At 76.4% G+C, this 16,174-nt stretch carries 13 protein-coding genes and 2 pseudogenes; 5 read left to right on the plus strand and 10 right to left on the minus strand.

Annotated elements, in window-relative coordinates:
* Together AB0L40_RS20325 and AB0L40_RS20330 are read right to left on the minus strand one after the other, a co-directional pair.
* Positions 1–456: pseudogene (locus AB0L40_RS20325) on the minus strand (hypothetical protein); the annotation flags it as partial.
* A gap of 12 nt (positions 457–468) precedes the next feature.
* Entirely contained in the window at positions 469–1,656 is a 1,188-nt protein-coding gene (locus tag AB0L40_RS20330; protein ID WP_364358783.1) for a PQQ-dependent sugar dehydrogenase, read from the minus strand.
* Between the two features lie 150 nt (positions 1,657–1,806).
* Between AB0L40_RS20330 and murD the strand changes: the two genes are divergently transcribed.
* Positions 1,807–3,387: a UDP-N-acetylmuramoyl-L-alanine--D-glutamate ligase gene (gene murD / locus AB0L40_RS20335; protein ID WP_364358786.1), complete on the plus strand. Its 1,581-nt coding sequence runs from the start codon at positions 1,807–1,809 to the stop codon at positions 3,385–3,387.
* A 10-nt stretch (positions 3,388–3,397) separates the two neighbouring features.
* Here murD and AB0L40_RS20340 read toward each other — a convergent pair whose 3' ends face one another.
* The 6 genes from AB0L40_RS20340 to AB0L40_RS20365 form a co-directional block, all read right to left on the minus strand.
* Positions 3,398–4,663: a crosslink repair DNA glycosylase YcaQ family protein gene (locus AB0L40_RS20340; RefSeq protein ID WP_364358789.1), complete on the minus strand. Its 1,266-nt coding sequence runs from the start codon at positions 4,661–4,663 to the stop codon at positions 3,398–3,400.
* Positions 4,664–4,744: 81 nt separating this feature from the next.
* Positions 4,745–5,359: a TetR/AcrR family transcriptional regulator gene (locus tag AB0L40_RS20345; RefSeq protein ID WP_364358792.1), complete on the minus strand. Its 615-nt coding sequence runs from the start codon at positions 5,357–5,359 to the stop codon at positions 4,745–4,747.
* Complete coding sequence (locus tag AB0L40_RS20350; protein ID WP_364358795.1) at positions 5,356–6,612, minus strand: TetR family transcriptional regulator; 1,257 nt, start codon at positions 6,610–6,612, stop codon at positions 5,356–5,358. The genes AB0L40_RS20345 and AB0L40_RS20350 overlap by 4 nt, the downstream gene beginning before the upstream one ends.
* Positions 6,609–8,078, minus strand: coding sequence for an endonuclease domain-containing protein (locus tag AB0L40_RS20355; protein WP_364358798.1), 1,470 nt, complete (start codon positions 8,076–8,078; stop codon positions 6,609–6,611). Before AB0L40_RS20355 ends, AB0L40_RS20350 begins: the two co-directional genes overlap by 4 nt.
* Positions 8,079–8,154: 76 nt before the next feature.
* Positions 8,155–10,275 (minus strand): AMP-binding protein, encoded by a 2,121-nt coding sequence (locus AB0L40_RS20360; RefSeq protein WP_364358801.1) that lies wholly within the window; start codon positions 10,273–10,275, stop codon positions 8,155–8,157.
* Entirely contained in the window at positions 10,272–11,312 is a 1,041-nt protein-coding gene (locus AB0L40_RS20365; protein WP_364358804.1) for a 1-acyl-sn-glycerol-3-phosphate acyltransferase, read from the minus strand. Before AB0L40_RS20365 ends, AB0L40_RS20360 begins: the two co-directional genes overlap by 4 nt.
* 199 nt (positions 11,313–11,511) lie before the next feature.
* On the opposite strand from AB0L40_RS20365, the gene AB0L40_RS20370 reads away from it, so the two are divergent.
* The 4 genes from AB0L40_RS20370 (at position 11,512) to AB0L40_RS20385 (ending at position 13,998) form a co-directional block, all read left to right on the plus strand.
* The gene (locus AB0L40_RS20370; RefSeq protein WP_364358807.1) at positions 11,512–11,727 is read left to right on the plus strand and encodes a heavy metal-associated domain-containing protein; all 216 of its coding nucleotides are present in this window, start codon (positions 11,512–11,514) and stop codon (positions 11,725–11,727) included.
* 128 nt (positions 11,728–11,855) lie between these two features.
* Positions 11,856–12,506, plus strand: coding sequence for a hypothetical protein (locus tag AB0L40_RS20375; protein ID WP_364358810.1), 651 nt, complete (start codon positions 11,856–11,858; stop codon positions 12,504–12,506).
* Between the two features lie 66 nt (positions 12,507–12,572).
* On the plus strand, positions 12,573–12,872 hold the full coding sequence (locus tag AB0L40_RS20380) for a hypothetical protein (protein ID WP_364358813.1): 300 nt from the start codon (positions 12,573–12,575) through the stop codon (positions 12,870–12,872).
* A gap of 4 nt (positions 12,873–12,876) precedes the next feature.
* Entirely contained in the window at positions 12,877–13,998 is a 1,122-nt protein-coding gene (locus AB0L40_RS20385) for a hypothetical protein (protein ID WP_364358816.1), read from the plus strand.
* Here the strand turns inward: AB0L40_RS20385 and AB0L40_RS20390 are convergent.
* Complete coding sequence (locus AB0L40_RS20390; protein ID WP_364358819.1) at positions 13,935–14,918, minus strand: SDR family NAD(P)-dependent oxidoreductase; 984 nt, start codon at positions 14,916–14,918, stop codon at positions 13,935–13,937. The genes AB0L40_RS20385 and AB0L40_RS20390 overlap by 64 nt on opposite strands.
* A gap of 283 nt (positions 14,919–15,201) precedes the next feature.
* Positions 15,202–16,174 (minus strand): annotated as a pseudogene (locus AB0L40_RS20395) (hypothetical protein); the annotation flags it as partial.

Consider the following 16,174-nt stretch of genomic DNA (forward strand, 5'->3'; position numbering starts at 1 on the left):
GCCGACGCCGGTCCCGCCGGCGTCGGCGGCCTGGAGGACGAGCGCGGCGAGCGAGCCGACGACCCCGACGACGGCGACGGCCCGCAGCGCTCGTCCCGCCCGCGGGACGAAGGCCTCGTCCGCCTCGGGCGGCACCGCCCCGCGGCGGCGCAGCGGCCCCCAGACCACGAGCACCAGCGCGAGGAGCCCCGTCGCCCCGCCGATCCCGAGGTAGCGGACGACGCGGGCGACGGAGAGCGCCGTCCCGATCCCGGCCGGGGCGTCCGCCCGGGCCGTGGGCCCGCCGACCACGGGATGCGCCGCACGCGGGACGGCGGCGGTCGCCGGCGTCGCGTCCGCCGTCGACGCCACGGCCACCGCCGGGGTCGGCGCCGTCCCGGACGCGCCCGCCGCGGCCGGCAGCAGCGCCGCGCCGAGCAGCAGCGCCGCCAGGATCGCGAGGAGCCGTGAGGACACCGCGAGGCCCCGTCAGCGCGCGTCGCGCAGCCGCTGGATCCGGCCGTCGGTGCTGCTCACCAGGAGCCGGTCGCGGCCGTCGACCAGGTACCCCGTCTGGCCGCGCACGAGGACGCCCTCGCGGCGCATCTCCACCCCGGACCGCGCGTCCGCGGGGATCGACCAGACGATCCCGCTGCAGGTGTCCCCGAAGACGTAGCGGTCGCGGAGGATCGGCAGCGCCTCGGCGGCCTTCCCGCGCACCGCGAGGCCGCCGACCGCGTTGCAGCCGTCGCGCTGCGGGTACGACGCGACGGGCCAGATCAGCGGCAGGCCGCGCGTGAGACGGCGGTTGGCCTGGACCCGGGCGCCCTCGTAGGCGGCCCACCCGAGGTTGACCGTCGACGCCCGGCGCAGGCGGGCGGCGGGGATCCGGTCGATCTCCTCCGTCTGCTGCTCGGCGGAGTCCTTGCCGGAGTCGGCGACCCAGAGGTCGCCGGTGCGCGCGTCGAAGCTCAGCCGCCACGGGTTGCGCAGCCCGATCGCCACCTGCCGCCACCGCGGCTTCGCGGCCGTCGGGTCGGTGCTGAGGATCTTGCCCAGCTCGGAGTCGGGGTCCTGCGCCTTCTGGCGCGGGTCGTACGCGGACCCGCCGTCGCCGAGCCCGACGTAGAGCCGGCCGTCGGGGCCGAGCACCGGCTCGCCGCCGTTGTGGTTGGCGTACGGCTGGTCGACGGCGAGCAGCGGCTCGGGGCTCGCGACCGCCACTCGCCCGTCGACGACGGGGTAGCGCACGATCTGCGTCTTCCCGTCGAGGTCGTTGAAGTGGACGATCACGCGGCCGCCGGGCGTCCCGTCCGCCCCCGGGACGAACGCGAGGCCGAGCAGCCCCTGCTCGTCCTTCGTCGAGACGCGCCCGCGCAGGTCGAGGAAGGGGGGACCGGCGGCGGGGCCGGCGCCGTCGAGCCAGCGGGCCGTGCCGCGCTGCTCCAGGACGAGGACGCGCCCGTCCGCGCCGGGCTCCCGCACCAGGCCGGACGCCCGGACGAAGCCCTGGGCGACGGGCGTCGCGGTCAGCGTCGGCGAGGCGAGCACGCGCTGCGGCGACAGCTGGGCGTCGATCGGCGGGACCGGCCGCGCCGGCTCGTCGCCGTCGTCCCCGCCGCAGCCGGTGAGGACGAGGGCGGCGGCGAGAACCGGAAACCACGTCGCCGCACGCATCCCGGGGCAGGATACGCGGGACGCGCCGCGGGGGCGGCGGCGCCCCGGCGGGACGATCGGGACGGCGGGACCGCGCGGCCCGGGTCGGCGCCGGCCGCCCGCCGCCGGGCGCGCCCGGTCCGGGAGGACGCCCGAAGTACCCTGGCGTCCGTGCCCGTGGACCCGCCCGCTCCCCCGCCGCTGCCTCCGGCCGACCTGCGCGTGGCGGACCTGGCCGGCCGGCGCATCGGGGTCTGGGGCGCCGGACGCGAGGGCGCGGCCGCGCTGCGCGCGCTGGCCGCGCACGCGCCGTCGAGCAGCGCGATCGTCGTGACGTCCGGCCCGCGGCCGGACGACGCCGCGCCGCTGCCCGCGGGGCCCGGCGGCGGCGAGGTCCCCTGGCTGCACGGCCCCGAGGGCCTCGACGCGCTGGCCGCCTGCGACGTCGTGATCCGCTCGCCGGGCGTCCCCGTCCGCGGCCCCGAGGCGGACCGCGTGCGCTCCCGCGGGGCGATCCTGACGAGCGGCACCGCGCTCTGGCTCGCCGAGCGCGCCGGGTCCGAGACCGTCGTCGGGATCACCGGCACCAAGGGCAAGAGCACCACGAGCTCGCTGCTGCACCACCTGCTCGGCAAGGCCGGGATCGCCAGCCGCCTGCTCGGCAACATCGGCGCCCCGCTGCTGGACGAGCTGCACCCGGTGGACCCGCCCGAGGCGTGGGTGCTCGAGCTCTCGAGCTACCAGCTGGCCGACCTGCCCCGGGCGCCGACGGTCGCGGTCGTGCTGAACCTGCTGCGCGACCACCTCCCCTGGCACGGCGACGAGGCGACCTACCACGCCGACAAGCTGCGGATCCTGACCGCCGGCGACGGCCCGCGGCTGGCCGTCCTCTCGCACGCCGACCCGCTGCTGCGCGCTGCCGCCGAGGACCTCCGCGCGCCGGTGTTGTGGGTCGACGAGGAGCACGGGCTGCACGTCGCCGGGGGCCGCGTGCTCGACGGCCCGCACGACCTCTGCGGGGTCGACGACCTGCCGGTCCGCGGCGTGATCGGCGCCCGCAACGTCTGCGCGGCGCTGGAGTGCGTCCGCGCGCTCGGCCACGAGATCCCCGACCTGCGGGCCGCGCTGCGCGACTTCGCGACGTTGCCCCACCGGCAGCAGATCGTCTCGACGCGGGCCGGCCGGACGTGGGTCGACGACTCGATCTCGACGACGCCCGAGGCCGCGATGGCGGCGATCGCCGCGTTCGCCCCGGGGCCCGTGGTCCTGCTGGCCGGCGGCCTCGACCGCGAGCAGGAGTACGGCGCGCTCATCGCCGCCCTGCGGACGGGACTCGTGCCGACGGGCGCGATCGGCGAGCCGCCCGCGCGGGTCGAGGTCGCGGGGCTCGTCGCGCTGCCGGGGACGGGCCCGGCGCTGGCCGCGGCGCTCACGGCCGCGGAGGACCCCCGCCGCGACGGGCCGGCCGACGACGGCGCCGGGAGCGGCGGTGCCGGGAGCACCGGCGCCTCCGCGACGGGCGACGCCGGACCGGGCCCGGCATGGGCGCCCCCGCTCCCCGCGATCGAGGTCGTCCCGGACGGCACCCCCGACGAGGTCAGCGCCGCGGCGGTGGCGGCGGCGGCCCGGATCGCCCCGCGGGGCGCGGTCGTCCTGCTCTCCCCCGCGGCCCCGAGCCACAACGTCTTCCGGGACTTCGAGGACCGCGGCGAGCGCTTCGCCGCGGCGGTCGCGGCGCTGCCCCAGGGCTGAGGCCCGCCGGCTAGGCCCCCGCCGCGGCCAGCGCCGGCGCCAGCTCGCCCCGCGGCTCCACGACGACGTCGCCGAGGCCCAGCCAGCCGGCCATCGCGCGCAGCTCCGCGTGGAGCTCGGCCGCGACGTGCGCGCGGTCCTCGACGTGGTCCTCGACGTGGGCGGAGCGGACGAGGAGGACGCCGCCGGCCCGGTCGGCCTTGAGGTCGACGCGGGCGACGAGGCGCTCGCCCAGCAGGAACGGCAGGACGTAGTAGCCGTGGACGCGCTTCTCGCGCGGGACGTAGATCTCCAGCCGGTAGCGGAAGCCGAAGAGCTGCTCCGTCCGGGTCCGCTCGAAGACCAGCGGGTCGAACGGGGCCAGGAGCGCCCGGGCCCGGACCTTGCGCGGCCGCCGGGCGTCGACGTGCAGGTACGCGGGGCGCTTCCAGCCGTCGATCGTCGCGGGGACCAGCTCGCCGGCCTCCACCAGGTCGGCGATCGCGGGCTTGACCTGCGCCGGGCCGAGGCGGAAGTAGTCGCGCAGGCACTGCTCGGTCCCCACGCCGTGGGCGCGGGCGGAGATCCGCACCAGCTCGCGGATCGCGTCGGCGGGCTCGGGGTCCGGCGCGTCGTGGACCGCCGGCGGCAGGACGCGCGACGGCAGGTCGTAGCGGCGCTCGAACTGCGGCGTGCGGCCGGCGGACGTGACCCGGCCGACGAAGAACAGGTACTCCAGCGCCCGCTTGACGCCCGACCAGTTCCACGCGTAGCCGTTGCCCTGGCGCGCGCCGACCTGCAGCCGCCCCGCCGCGACGTCTTCATCGAGCCGCCGCTCCAGCTCGACCGCGGTCAGGGGGCCGTGGTCGGCGATCTCCGCCTCGACGGCCGCCAGCAGCTCGGGCTGCTCGCCCGCGCGACGGATCATCCCCCAGCCCTCGTCCGCGATGCGCGCCATCCGCCAGCGCAGCAGCCGGTGGGTCTCCGGCGGCACGAACGACGCCTCGTGCGCCCAGTACTCGACGAGGCGGCGCGGGCGGCGTGACGTGGCGCGCTCCAGCAGCGCCGGGTCGTACGGGCCCAGCCGGCTGAAGACGGGCAGCAGGTGCGCGCGGGAGACGACGTTGACGGAGTCGATCTGGAGCAGGCCGACGCGGTCGATGACCCGCTGCAGGTGCGCGGCGGTCGGGCGCGGCGGCGGCTCGCGGTGCTGGCGGTCGGCGAAGCCCTGCGCGGCCAGCGCGATGCGCCGGGCCTGCGGGACGGTCAGCCGCACGGGCGGCGCGGGGGACGTCACCGGGCGATCCTAGATGGCGGGCCCGGCGGCCCCGTCCACGCGGGCCGGATCGTTCCGGGGGGCGGCCGGCGCGCGGGCGGGTCAGTCGGGGCGCAGCGACTCGATGCCGTGGCGCCAGAGCGCCTCGACGTCGGAGCCGGGCGGCAGGCGGTCGCACAGCTCCAGCGTCACGAGCCCGTGCCCGAACGACCAGACCGTGAGCGCCGCGACCGCGTCGCCGTTCATGACCTCGCGCAGCGCGCGGCCGGCGGTCAGCTCCGCCGAGCGGACGAGCGGGCCGGGGTCCAGCGGCGCCGCCATCATCAGGTCGTAGAGGTGCGGGTGCTCCAGCGCCCAGCGCCGGAAGGCGTGGACGACGCCCCACAGCGGGTCGTCCTCGGACGACGCCCGCCCGGCCTCGCAGGCCGCGCCCTGCGACCGCAGGCCGATGGCGATCATGCCGTTCTCGATCGCCTGCTTGTCCGGCAGGTGCTTGTAGAGCGACGGCGCCCGGACGCCCAGCCGCGCGGCCACGTGCCGCATCGAGACCGCCTCCCGGCCGCCCTCCTCCAGGATCTCGAGGGAGATGTCGATGATCTGCTTGGCCCGGGGCGTCAGCTCCGGCACCTCGATCGTGGCGAGCTCGGACTCGCGGATCTCGCGGAGGTCCCGGTTCGCCGTGGCGACGGGGCCGGTGCGGTCCCAGGCCGAGCTCACGACCGTGCCCCGCCCGGCCGCAGGGCGGCGACGCCCCGGCGGCGGACCACCCCGAGCGCGTAGCCCGGGGGGATGCGGTCGTTGAGCTCGAGGTCGACGCAGCCGTGCGCGAACGCCCAGGTGGCGACCGCGGCGACCCCGGAGCCGTCGGCGGCCTCGAAGAGCGGCTGGGCGGACTCGACCTCGGCCTGACGCGTCAGCGGCCCGCGGTCCAGGCGGCCGCGCATGTTCAGGCGGTAGAGGTCCGGGTGATCGAGGGCCCAGACGCGGTAGGCCTCCACGATCGCCAGGAGCGGGTCCTCGCCGGCGGCGCGGGCCTCGGCCGTGACGCGCCGGCCGATCGCGCCCTGCTCGCGCAGGACGGACACGATGATCGCGTCCTCCAGGGCCTTCTTGTCCGGCAGGTGCTTGTAGAGCGACGGCGCCCGGACGCCCAGGCGGGCGGCGATGTTGCGCATCGACATCGCCTCGGCGCCCTCCTCCTCCATGAGCTCGCGGGCGACCTCGACGATGCGCTCGGCGCGCTCGGACAGCGGCTGGGCGTCCGGGATGCCGGATCGGAACCCGACGGTCGACGTGGAGGCGCCGAGCGGGTCGGGCGACGCCACCACGTCATCGCGGTGCCGGAGCTGGGCGACGCCCCACTGCCACACGAGGTCGGCGTCGTAGACCTGCGGGAGCCGGCCCCGGATCTCGAGGTCGACGAGCCCGTGGGCGAACGCCCAGAAGGTGATCGCGCCCTCGAGGTCGTCGCGCATGACCCAGCGCAGCGGGTCGCCGCTGTAGAGGCTCGCCGAACGCACGAGCGGCGACTCGTCCAGCCGGCCCGACATGCAGACCTCGTAGCGCTGCGGGTTCTCGAGCGCCCACGCGCGGAAGGCGTCGAAGATCGACCCGACCGGGTCCTCGGCCTCGCGGATCGCGTCGCGCATGACGTCGCCGTTCTCGCGCAGGATGTCGGCGACGAGGACGTCGAGGATGGCCTGCTTGTCGGGCAGGTGCTTGTACAGCGACGGCGCGCGGACGCCCAAGCGCGCGGCGATGGCGCGCATCGACAGGGCGTCGACGCCCTCCTCGTCGAGGATCGCGCGGGCGACGTCGACGATCTCGCGGACGCGGGGCTTCAGCTCCGGGACGGCGGCCTCGACCGCCATCCGCTCCGCGACCGTCAGGCCGGCGCCCGGCAGGACGCGGCCCTCGAGCTCGCGGGCCGGGTCGACCAGGACGCGCGTGCGGGCGCTCGTCTGGCTCATGCGGCCCCCAGGACCTCGGTGACGGCGCGGCGCAGGTCGGCGGGCAGCTGCTCCAGCGCCGCGGCGTCGAGGACGAAGGGCGGGGCCGACTCCCGGACGTCGGGCGGGAGCGGCGGCAGGCCCGTCAGGTGCTCGTCGCGCAGCCGGGCGACCACGGGGTGGTCGACCCAGGCGTCCCGGCCGGGACGACCGTCCGCCCCGATCCCCTCGGCGATCAGCCGCATCGCCAGGAGCGACTCGGCTTCCTCGCCGACGCACTCGAACGGCTTGTGTTCCCGGAGCCCTGCGAGGTCCGCGAAGCCGTCGTACTGGGCCTCGTCGGCGAGCAGGTCGGCGCCGAAGATCGCGGTGAGCGCGTCGGGATCGAGCGACGGAGAGAGGGCCAGGAAGACGAAGCGGCACTTCGGGCAGTCGCCGCACCAGTTCGCGTTGCGGCGCTCGGGATCCAGCCGGAACACCGTGTTGCAGGAGGTGAACTCCGCGTGGTAACGGGGGAGCCCCGCGAACGCCCGGGCGATCGCCAGCTCGCTGGCCGGCCGCAGGACCGAGCGGTAGTCGAGCCCGGTCGCGACCTCGGTCTCGACGAGCTCGCGCAGCGCGGACTCGAACGCCGCGCCCTTGCTCCACTGGTGGTTGACGGCCAGGCCGTTCCATACGAGGTTGCCCTCCGACGCGGAGCGCTCGTTGGCCATCGCGACGGCGTCGGCGCCGTGCAGCACGGCGGTCATGAGCGCGATCGTCGACACCACGGCGGTCACCGGTACGTGGCCGTTGAGCGCGCCGGACGCGTTCAGGCCGCCGATGTTCGGCGACAGCGCTCGGGTCGCGACCGCGTGGGGCAGCCCGCTGACCGCGACGCAGCGCTCGATCGGCGCGGCGCGGCCGACGGAGAACGGCAGGGCCTCGCGGCCGGAGCGCAGGACGACCTCCAACGCGACGACGGAGTCCTTGCCGCCGCCGATCGGCACGAGCGTCCGCCCCGTCGCGGGCAGCGCGACCGGCGCCGACGCGGCGACGCCGGACGCGGCGGGCAGCGCGCCGCGCTCGCGGACGTCGACGTCGTTGGTGTAGGCGAACTCGCCCAGGCCGAGCGTGTAGACGTCCCGCAGGAGCGCGCGCAGCCGGGGGGACGGAGCGTCGGCGCCGTCCAGCCCCGCGACGCCGGGGCCGAAGGCGATCTCCGCCGGGGCCGCGGTCTTGAAGTACGAGACGCCCGCCAGCAGGTGCAGCAGCCGCGCCAGGCGCCGGAGGACCTCGAGGCGGGGCTCGTCCTGCGGCCAGGAGACGTCCGCGAAGCGCACCGTCTCCGTGAAGCGGACCTCGTCGTCCAGCGCGTAGCGCAGCACGACGCTGCACGTGGCCTCGTCGACGTCTGACGCGACGAAGCGGAAGACGCGGAAGCGCGACGGATCGAAGGTCACACCGGAGGCCGGGGACGCGTGGGCGGTGGGGGAACCGTCACTCACCCCCCGAGGGTATCGGGAGCGACCGCGGTTGCGGGAAACGGTGTGTCGCAGATGCGCTCGACTGGCGCGACAGCGTTCATGCGGGGCCGTCGCGGAGGACCCGCCGCAGGACCTTGCCCGTGGCGCCGCGGGGCAGCTCGTCCCGGAAGACGACGTCCCGAGGGACCTCGTGGCGCGGGCGCTGGGCCCGCACGTGCTCGCGGACGACCTTGGCGCTCAGGCGCGCGCCGGGCGCCTTGACGACGTGCACCGCGATCCGCTGCCCGTAGAGGTCGTCGGCCACCCCGATCGCCGCGACCTCGGCGACGGCCGGGTGCGCCGCGAGCGCGTCCTCGACGTTGCGGGGGTGCACGTTCTCACCCCCGGACACGATCATGTCGTCCTCGCGGCCGAGGACGAACAGGCGCCCCAGGTCGTCGAGGTACCCGAGGTCGCCGGTCTGGGTGAGGCCGTCGCGCTGGGGCAGGCGGGTGCCGTCCGTGTAGCGGTCGGAGGCGAGCCCGCCGCCGACGTGGATCCGCCCGGTCCGGTGGCTGGGCAGCGGCACGCCGCCCCAGTCGAAGATCCGCACGGTCGCGCCGAGCGGGACGCGGCCGGCCGTCGCCGGCGCGGCCCGCAGGTCGGAGGGGTCCGCGATCGCGCCCCAGCCGACCTCGGTCGCCCCGTAGAGGTTGTAGAGCCCGTCGCCGTAGGCGTCCATCCAGCGCGTGGCGAGGTCACCCGGCAGCGCGGACCCCGACGACGCGGTGACCCGCAGCCGCGAGACGTCGAACTCCTCGCGCAGCGCGGGGTCGAGCTCGAGGATGCGCTGCAGCATCACCGGGACGGCGACGAGCACGTCGACGCCGTGCCGGGCGACCGCGCGCAGGACGTCCTCCGGATCGAAGTCGCGCCGCAGCACCACGGTGGACCCGAGGAGCAGCGCCATCAGCAGGTTCGCGAAGCCCCAGGCGTGGAAGAGCGGGGGCGCGATCAGGAAGGTGCCGCCGTCGCGGTAGTCCATCCGGTCCAGGAACGACACCGGCGCGTCGAGCGACATCCGGGTGCGCCGGGTGCCCTTGGGGACGCCCGTCGTGCCGGACGTCAGGAGCACGACGCGGCCGGGAGCGCCGGGGTGCGCGAGCGGCCGGCCCGCGCCCTCGACGATCAGCTCCTCCAGCGACCGGACCCCGCTGCGCGGCGGGTGCTCGTCGTCCCAGGCGGAGACGACGCGCGAGACGCCGTCGGCGGCCGCCCGGCCCGGCGGGCGCGGCGGGGCGCCGGTCGCCGCACCCAGCGCCTCGTCCATCACGCAGAGGAGGTCGGCGTCGCAGACGAGCGCCGTCGGCCGCTCGCGGTCGAAGACGGCGCGGACCTGCGGCGCGGCGAAGCCCGTGTTGACCAGCAGCGCGTCGGCGCCGGCCTTGCTCACGGCCACGAGCGCCTCGACGAACCCGCGGTGGTTGCGGCAGACGATCGCGACGCGGTGGCCCTCCCCCACGCCGCGGTCCCGCAGCGCCACCGCCAGCGCGGTCGTGCGCTGGTCGAGCTCGGCGTACGTCAGCGCGCGGTCGCCGTCGATGATCGCCATCCGGTGCGGGTCGCGGGTGGCCGCGGCCGCGTAGGCGCCGGCGGGCGTCGCACCCCAGCGGGCGAACTGCCGGGCGATCGTGGCGTACTTGTCGGGCCGCATCGGACGCAGGACGCCGGCCCGGCCGAAGACGCGGATCGAGCGCGCGGCGAGCGCGGCGACCTGGAGCGGGCCGGGGATCGGTGCCGGGGGCTCCTCGGAGAGCAACAGGCGCTCGACGCCGCGCAGCATCTCGCGCAGCCGGCGGCGCATCTCCGGCAGGGCCACGAGCCCGGCGAACGCGCCCGGGACGCCGCCGGGCGGGTTGTAGCCGGCGCGGACGGTGATCCGGGCGCCGTCCCCCGCCGGCCGCACCCGCAGCGCGACGTGGAGGTCGATCCCCGTCAGGCCGACGGCGACGAGGTCGCGCCCGTCGCGCAGGACGGTGACCTCGAGCTCGCTGCCGAGCTCCGCGGCACCGACCCGCAGCACCGAGCGGATCCGGGTGCCCTGCGCCAGCGGGCCGTCACCGAGGACCTCGAACGAGACGACGCCCGGCAGCGTCCGGGCGATCACCCGCGGGTCGACGATCGTCCGCCAGGCGCGCTCGGGGGCGACGGGGACGTCGATCCGCTCCGACAGCCTCATCGCGGCGACTCCCAGCCGAGGACCGGGACGCGGCGGCGGCGCTGGAGCTCGGTGAGCATCTCCTGCATCGTGCCCGTCACGTGGTCGTAGACCTCGCGCTCGTCGGGATCGTCGCCGAAGCGCTCCCGCAGGTCGATCGGGGGCAGGACCTGCACGACGATCTTCGCCGGCAGCGGCAGGTGCCCGAGCAGGTCGCCGACGTTCAGCCCCCACGGAGCGGCGATCGACAGCGGCAGCGTCTTCAGCCGCAGGTGCCGGTCGGCGCCGAGGAACCGTGCCAGCCGCTCGCCGCGGCCCAGGAAGAGCGCGGTCTCCTGGCCGCCGATGGCGACGACGGGGACGATCGGGACCCCGGCCTCCAGCGCCAGCTTGACGAAGCCGGAGCGCCCGCCGAACGCGATCCGCGCCGACTGGCTGCTGGGGCGGTGCGCCTCGAGGTCGCCGCCCGGATAGACGAGCACGCACGACCCGGCGTCGAGCGCCGCGCGCGCGATCGCGGGGTCCGCCGGCAGGGTGCCGAGCCGGCGCAGGAAGCTCAGCCCCGGGTAGGCGGAGACGAGGTTGTGGACCAGGACGTTCAACGGCCGCTCCGGCCCGAAGTGGCTGGCGAACCCGAGCGCGAAGACGAACGAGTCGGGGGTGACGTTGCCGCCGGAGTGGTTGCCGACCAGCAGCACCGGCTCGTCGCGCGGGATGTGGTGCAGCCCGCGGACCTCGGCCCGGAACCACAGGCTGGCGACCATCCACGCGACCGGCATGACGTCGCGGACGAGCAGGCTGTCGCGGTCGTCGAGGTCGCCCCGGCCCACGCGGGCGCGGGCGGTCGCGCCGGCCGCGGCGAGCAGGCCGCGGGCGGGGGCGGCGACGGGCGCGAGCGCCGTCCGGCCGACCTGGGCCGCGGCGGCCGTGAGTCCGTCCAGCGCGCCGCGGACGCCGCGGGCGGCGACCGCCGGGACGAGCCCGCGTGCCGGGCGCGGCGGGTCGACGACCGCCACCGGGTCCTTCGGGGGTGCGGGTTGGCGGGTGGGGCGGGGCATGCGGGGGACGGCGGCGATCGGGTCCGCGACGCGGGCCGGGACCGTGCGGCGGGACGGAGCGTATCCCGCGGGCCGACCGGCGTCGACGGGACCGGACGGGGAGTGGCCCCGGACGCCCCGGCGCACCGCGGTCGCCTGCTAGCCTCGACGCACCGCCGATACCCCCACTGGGTATCAGCCACGACCCGGAGGAGACCCGATGAGCGCCACCGAACCCACCCTGGAGTACGTCGTCCAGGGGATGACCTGCCAGCACTGCGTCGCGTCCGTCACCGAGGAGGTCTCCGAGGTCCCCGGCGTCACCGGGGTCGACGTCGACCTGCCCTCCGGGCGGGTCGCGGTCCACGGCGAGGACGTCGACGAGGAGGCCGTCGTGGCCGCCGTCGCCGAGGCGGGGTACAAGGTCATCGACTGACCGCGGGCGGGTGCCGCCGTTCGCCGGAATGGACGCCGTCTACAGCGTTCACACACGGCCGGGCGGCGGACGTATGCTGGCCTCGACCGGAACGGGGGGCACCCGCCTCCCGGCCGGGCGTCCCCCCCATGAGTGCACCGTCCGCCACCGCCCCCGCCCGCGACCGGGTCGACATCCGACCCACGGCCCTGCTCCTGCGATCGTCGGTCGACCGCCACGGCGTCGACGCGACCTGCAGCAGGTTCCGGCTCTGCCGGCGACGACTCGGGGCCGTCGTGGCGATGCGCACGACCCGCGGCCAGCACGCGCACTTCCTCGAGCGCGGCAGCGTGGAGGACATCGTCACCCACGGGCCGGAGACGTTCGCCGTCCTCCACGTCCCGCTCGCCGGCACGCTGCAGGCCCGCCTGGGCGACCTCCTCGTCGAGCACGGCCCCGAGCTCCTGGCGCACGACCTCGGCATCGACCTGCCGCGGGGCGCGCGGTTCGTCGAGCAGATCACGATGGGCCGGGCCGGCAACGGCGCCCGCGTGACGCACGTCTGCGCGACGATCGCCGAGCGCGTCGGGATCGACCCGGCCGACCTCGAGGACCACGCGATCGAGCGCGGCTGGTGCCCCGCTTGCACGGAGCACGTCCTCGTCGGGGGCGACCGCCGCTGCCCCTGGTGCGACACCGGCGTGGCGCTCGACGAGCGCGAGACGGCCGACGGCCGCTCGTACCCGATCCTCGGTGGCGCCTCCGCGCACGCTGCGGGATCGACCGCGCTGGCGGGCTGAGCGGCCGGGGACCATTGGCGGCTCACCGCGCTCGGCCGCCCGGCCCTGCTCGTCGGCACGCTCCTGGTGCTGGTCGCGCTCGTGGTCACGCCGGTCCGGCGCCCCACCGCCCTGCGGTGCGGGCTCGGCGTCCTCGTCGGCGGGCTGGCGGTGCTCGCCGCGGAGCGGAGCGCCCGTGCCGTCGTGACCGGCGCCGCCGAGGCCGGACGGGATCGGGAGATCGCCGGCGCCGCCTGGGACGAGCTGCTCGGTGGCCTCCGCCCCGACGTGTTCATCCTGGCGGTCGCCGGACTCGTCGTCGTGGTCGTCGCCGCCGCCGTCGGGCGCCTCGGGGCGCCGGGTCGTCCGGGGCACCCGGTTGGATGACCCGGTGGACGACGAGCTCGAGCAGTACGAGCGCCAGTTCCGGCGCGCCGGGCTGCCCCTCTTCATCGAGGACTGGTCGGCGCGGACCGACGTCTTCAACCGCGCCTTCCCGCTGCTCGCGCTCGTCTTCGTGGTCGAGCTGCTCGGGGCCCTGAACCTCGACTGGCCGGTGCTGCTGAACCTCGCCGCGATCGCCGGCGCGGTAGCGTTCTCGCTCGCGTCGGTCGCCCTCGTCAACCGGCGCCGCGGCCGTCCGGCGCTGACGATCCCCGAGGACCTCGGGACCGCCGAGCTCGCGGGCTTCGTGCTCGTGCCCGCGGCGCTGCCGCTGATCTTCAACGGGCAGCTCGCCAGCGCCGCGGTCACCGCCGTCGGCAACCTCGTGGTGCTCGGGATCGTCGCGCTGGGCTTCGGCTTCGGGATCGGCGCGATCCTCCTCTGGGCCGTCCGCCGACTGGCGGGGCAGCTCGCCCAGTCGGTGGCGCTCCTGGCCCGCGCGCTGCCGCTGCTCCTGCTGTTCGCCGTCGTCCTCTTCATCAACACCGAGATGTGGCAGGTCTTCGGCGAGATGGAGGACGTGTCGATGATCGCCACCGGCACGCTGCTGTTCCTCGTCGTGCTCGCCTTCCTGGCGGTGCGGATCCCGCGCGAGGTCCGCGCCCTGGAGGCCGGCGTCGCGGAGGACGCCGAGGTCGCGGTCGCGCCGCTGCGCCGGCCGCAGCGCGCGAACGTCGGCCTGGTGATGCTGATCAGCCACGGGCTCCAGGTGCTGGTGGTGACCGTCGCGATCACGGCCTTCTTCGTCGCCTTCGGGATGCTCGTGATCGGCTCCGACGTCACCGAGTCGTGGATCGGCACGAAGGGCGAGGTCGTCTCGTGGTCCCCGCCGGACATCGGCATCCCGATGCGGATCACGCACGAGCTGCTCCGCGTGTCCGCCGCGATCGGCGCGCTGTCGGGGCTCTACTACGCCATCAGCGTGCTCACGGACTCCGCGTACCGCGAGGAGTTCCTCGACGAGCTGACCGACCAGATGGCCCGGACCTTCGAGGCCCGGACCGCCTACCTGCGGCTGCTGGCCTCGCGCGACGGACGACCCGTCACCGACGAGGCCGCGTCGGCCTGAGCGCCGGCCGCCGCGGCGCCCGAGCGCGCGTCGAGCCGCCGCGTGACGAGGGAGATCCCGGCTTCCAGCGTCCCCGGGGCGATCCCGCGCGCGAGCTGCAGGGCGATGCCCTCGCGCGCCGTGACGGCGAACGCCCGGGTCACGATGGCCTCGCAGATCAGGTCCGCCGCCTCGTCCGGCCACAGCGCCGGCACGCGCTCGTAGGCCGCGGTCGGCGCGATCATCGGGGTCCGGACCAGCGGCATGTGGACGCCGGTGACGCGGACGCCGTCGCCGCGGACCTCGTTGGCGACGCAGCGCGAGAACGAGTCCAGGGCGGACTTCGACGCCAGGTAGGCCGCGAACTTCGGCGTCTGCAGCAGCAGGCCCTCCGACAGCACGTTGACGATCTGCCCGCGACCCTGGGCGCGCATCGCCGGCAGCAGCCCGAGCGTGAGCTTCACCGGGCCGTAGTAGTTGATCTGCATCGTCCGCTCGAAGTCGTGCATGCGATCGGAGGAGTCGGCGATCGACCGGCGGATCGAGCGGCCCGCGTTGTTGACGAGGACGTCGACGGCGCCGTGGTCGGCGAGGATCGCGTCGGTCAGGCGGCCGACGGCGTCGAGGTCGGTCAGGTCGCACGGCCGGACCTCGGCGCGGCCCCCGGCGGCCTCGATGCGGTCCGCCACGGAGCGCAGCGCATCCTCGGACCGCGCGACGAGGACGACGTGGGCGCCGGCGGCCCCGAGGCGGAGGGCCGTGGCCTCGCCGATCCCGGACGAGGCGCCGGTCACGAGCACGACCTTGCCGGCCGCCGCGCCGCGCAGGCCCCCGGCGGCGACCCGGCGCGCGATCCGGACCGGCGTGTTCGGCGTCCTCGACCCGAGCGTCAGCAGGCCGTGGCGCAGGTCGTCGAGGCGCCCCCGGCGGCGGCGGGTCACGAGCGGGCACCGAGGTCGCGGAGCATGGGCGACACCGTACCTACCGTCGGTAGCAAACGCAATCCGGGCCTGCAGACCGTCCGGGCACCGCGCGGTCGGGGTCTGCCGCAGGAGGCCGGGGCCTGCCGCAAGGGGCCGGGGCCTGCCGCGCGCAGTCGAGAGTGCGATGCTCCTTGCTGAGGAGGGAGAAGTGCACGGTCGACGCCCCGCGCGCCGCGAGGTCGCGCTCGCGCACGCCCCGGGCCGCGCCCCGCCGGGGAGGACGTGACCGGCGGACGCTCCCTCAGCGGCCGCCGGAGCGGCGGACCTTCAGCGCGTAACGCGAGGCCTTCGTCGCGACCTCGGGGTTCTTGATCGTCTTCAGGCGGTCGATCAGGTCCTGCCACTGGCCCGGGCGCAGCGCCGAGGCCGCCTGGCGGCCCAGCACGCTGTCGCCGCCGGGGACGACGCGGAAGCCGACGTGGATGTGGTCGGCGTGGTCGGCCTGCGCCAGGACGTTCGTCGCCCCGCCGAAGTCCGACGGCAGCATCAGGCTGATGATCTGGTGCGGCGCCGAGGGGCCCTGCAGCCGCAGCAGCAGGCGGATCGTGCGGTCGGTGACCGTCCCCGGGCCCTGCGTCTCGGGCGTGATCCGCTGCCCGTCGACCTCGGCGATGTCGACGGCGCTGCCGGAGGCGTGCTCCGACACCGACCCCGACGTCGTGGTCGCGCCGGGCCGGCCGAGCGACGAGACGCGGATCCGGTGTCCGCTGGTGGCCAGGTAGGCCAGCGTCGCCAGGACGCGCCGGTCGACCGCGCCGGAGCGGATCTGGCTCCGCCCCGCGTCGGGGATGTCGAGCCGGTCGTCGGCCAGGACCCGGGCCTGGAGCGCGGACTTCGACAGCAGCAGCACGCGTCCGGCGGTGCTCGCCGCGGCGGTCGTGCCGAAGAGCGCGCCGGCCTTCGTGGTCTTCGTCGCCTTCTCGGTGGTCGAGGCGAGCAGCCGCCAGCCGTCGAGGATCGGCCGCGGGTCGATGCGGGGCGCGTCCGGGCCGGCGGGACGGATCCCGAAGGCCATGGAGGAGCGGCGGTCGGGATCGCTCGTCCTGGCGGTGCCGATCGTGCCGAGGACCGTGCCGCCGTTGACGCGGGCACCGGGGCGGAGCGGGCGGCGGACGGTGCCGGGCGGCGTGGCCGACGCCGAGCGGCGCGCGGGCTTCGCGGCATGGTCGAGCGTCCGGGCGAGTGATCGTAGGTCGTCGAGATCGACGCGGAAG

Source organism: Patulibacter sp. NPDC049589 (assembly GCF_040675535.1).
In the GTDB taxonomy this organism is placed as follows: Bacteria; Actinomycetota; Thermoleophilia; order Solirubrobacterales; family Solirubrobacteraceae; genus Patulibacter.

What these genes read in the sequence shown, in the direction of transcription:
- AB0L40_RS20330 (WP_364358783.1), bottom strand. Translation starts at nt 1,656, where the DNA reads ATGCGTGCGGCGACGTGGTTTCCGGTTCTCGCCGCCGCCCTCGTCCTC.
- AB0L40_RS20370 (WP_364358807.1), top strand. Translation starts at nt 11,512, where the DNA reads ATGAGCGCCACCGAACCCACCCTGGAGTACGTCGTCCAGGGGATGACC.
- AB0L40_RS20360 (WP_364358801.1), bottom strand. Translation starts at nt 10,275, where the DNA reads ATGAGGCTGTCGGAGCGGATCGACGTCCCCGTCGCCCCCGAGCGCGCC.
- AB0L40_RS20375 (WP_364358810.1), top strand. Translation starts at nt 11,856, where the DNA reads ATGAGTGCACCGTCCGCCACCGCCCCCGCCCGCGACCGGGTCGACATC.
- AB0L40_RS20350 (WP_364358795.1), bottom strand. Translation starts at nt 6,612, where the DNA reads ATGAGCCAGACGAGCGCCCGCACGCGCGTCCTGGTCGACCCGGCCCGC.
- AB0L40_RS20365 (WP_364358804.1), bottom strand. Translation starts at nt 11,312, where the DNA reads ATGCCCCGCCCCACCCGCCAACCCGCACCCCCGAAGGACCCGGTGGCG.